Below are 2,381 nucleotides of genomic sequence, written 5' to 3' on the forward strand. Positions count from 1 at the left end.
AATGGACATAAATCTAAACTCTTTTCCGAATCCCAAGACGATAAAATAATGAAAAGGGGTTAGTCAACTGAATCAAGTAACAAAGCCTATAAAACAATTATTTACCAAGCCTTCTTAGAAATAAAGAACGGTGGGTACTAGGCGCCAATTTGACTATTTTAAAAATTGATTTGTTTCTAATTTTAAAGCATTATATGATGGTTTCAGACATCGATGTACTTTAAAAAGAAAGAGAAGAAAAATATGAAGGCTGAAATTGAAAAAATACCGTCTTGTAGAATTGCATACATGAGACAGATTGGTCCTTATGGAATTGCAAATTCACAACTAATGGAGAAATTTAAATGTTGGGTTAAATCGAATAATTTATTTAATAATACGTCTATTATCCTTGGTATTGCCCAAGATAATCCTGCATTTGTGAAGCCGGAAAATTGTCGCTACGATGCATGTTTGGTTCTCCCTGATGATTACTGTGTTAATGTTGATGAAGTAAGCCTGAGTAACATTAGTGGAGGAAGATACGCTGTCCTTAAGATACATCATACAGCAGAAGCTGTTCAAAAGGCTTGGGCTGAAATATTTTTGGAGTTAAAAAAACAAAGGTTCAGATTAGATGAAACCAGACCTATCTTGGAGCGATATACAGTTGAACTTATTAATAATCATTATTGCGAAATTTGCGTTCCTATTCAATAGACGTATTAAGACATAGGTTGTTTCTATTATTGAAGGCAGTCTAATACTAATTCCCTTTTATAAAAGTAAAAGCCCTCTGTTTAAGAGGGCTTTTGTGTATACAGTATATAATTTGTTTGTTGCTGGATAACTACGGATTTTATTTAAGGGAAGCTATAGCTTTATTTATTTCTTCTAGTTCAGTCTTATATTTAGCTAAATCAACTTCAACTGCTTCGGTAGGAGGTGCAGTAAACATTATGTTGTCGAACTGATAGAGCTTCCACCAGCAGGAATATTAACTGTAGCCACAGCTTTTCCTCGGCTGAACAATTTTAGATTCCTAGAACCGGGTCGAATGTTGCATTAACAATCAAACCATTGAACAAATCACCACGCATTTCAGCAATATCATCACGAAAACCCCTGAGTGTTTTTTCGAGTCCCTCAATGTTCCCTACCTCTAAAGCAAGTCCACTCACAAATGCTTCGGAAAAATCCACAGGACCTTTTAAATAAGTAGCATCATCAACTGATCGAATGATAATAGGTCCCATGTTACCTAAATGAAATCCTTCTCTATCTCCGTAGACACTCCCTCTTGGCGATCCATCATCCATAAACAATAAGCCGCCTCCGTCATTGTACTGCCCTAATGAAACAGCTTCTCCACCGCGTGAGTTATAAGCAGTAAGACCATTAGAGTTTATCTCTATACGCCTACCCTCTTTGGCTGTACGGAATAAGGTCCCTGTAATAATACCGCCCTCTATTTCATTACCAATTAGTTTGCTTCCTCGTATTGTACTTGCATTAACTGTACTAGCCCTAATATCTGAAGCATTCATTTCTGAATTATCAATTTGGCCTGTAAGCTTGATTGACCTGGCAACTACGTTTCCCTGCATGTCTACTCGGAACGGCGCAATAGTATAATCGTCATTCCCTGCACTGATTCCGTTCGTATTAATTTTGGTTACGTTATTGCCACTACCAATTACTAAGGATACAAAGTTACCAAGTTGCCCGACAATCTGCTCGGCTACTACCCCGCGCGCTGTAATAGCCGTTCTTGCTGTTTTACCTCCATCGGTGGTTAAGAAACTCCGTTCGAAGTCATAATAACCTGGTTCAGTGCGTTGCTTTGATCCTGCAAGACGATGCCCCGTTGATCGTACTTGATTTCTGTTTTGGAATTATCAATGTCACTCACGGCCTGCTTTGCAAAGGATTCAAAAACCTCCGTCCGGATCTTACCATTGGAAAACAAATTATTGATAATGTTTTTATTCCGCTCCAGGTCGGAAATAATGTCCGCATAGTCTCGTAAATTGACATTGGATATAGTAGGCTCGCTGTGTTTGTTACGGCTATACGGATACTCTGTAAGCTCTGTAATTCGAGCTTTGAGTTTGTTCATGTCCATCGCCGGATCAATACACATTACAGCATCACCCAAATGCGGCTCCGGTTCCGAGTTATCAATTTTAAACAAGTCTGCCGTTGATACAGTTACCTCCAGCGTTACATTTTCCTGTTCGGCAAGAGCCTTCCGCGTAGCCTTCAACAAGTCCTCCGGTTCCTCTATGTCCTGCTCTTTAATCTCGCCATCATAAAACGGCACGGAATCACTGGCCCAATATTGAGCGTATGGCGATATTAAGTAATTCACCGCCAGCTTTCCGTTTACAATCGTTCCCGGT

The 2,381-nt window shown here is 39.3% G+C and carries 3 protein-coding genes; 1 reads left to right on the forward strand and 2 read right to left on the reverse strand.

Features of this window, described 5'->3' with window-relative positions; translation table 11 throughout:
* The first annotated feature begins 243 nt into the window (after positions 1 to 243).
* Positions 244 to 699 carry an AraC family transcriptional regulator gene (locus L693_RS0119225; protein ID WP_025719167.1) on the forward strand — a complete coding sequence of 152 codons (456 nt, stop codon included), beginning with the start codon at positions 244 to 246 and terminating at the stop codon, positions 697 to 699.
* Between the two features lie 314 nt (positions 700 to 1,013).
* Here the strand turns inward: L693_RS0119225 and L693_RS31575 are convergent, their stop codons facing one another.
* Entirely contained in the window at positions 1,014 to 1,586 is a 573-nt protein-coding gene (locus tag L693_RS31575; RefSeq protein ID WP_025719169.1) for a hypothetical protein, read from the reverse strand.
* Between the two features lie 188 nt (positions 1,587 to 1,774).
* A partial coding sequence (locus tag L693_RS31580; RefSeq protein WP_231503700.1) for a phage tail protein occupies positions 1,775 to 2,381 on the reverse strand: 607 nt, incomplete at its 5' end.

This window comes from Paenibacillus sp. 1-18, from assembly GCF_000520755.1.
GTDB classification, from domain to species: domain Bacteria; phylum Bacillota; class Bacilli; order Paenibacillales; family Paenibacillaceae; genus Paenibacillus; species Paenibacillus brasilensis.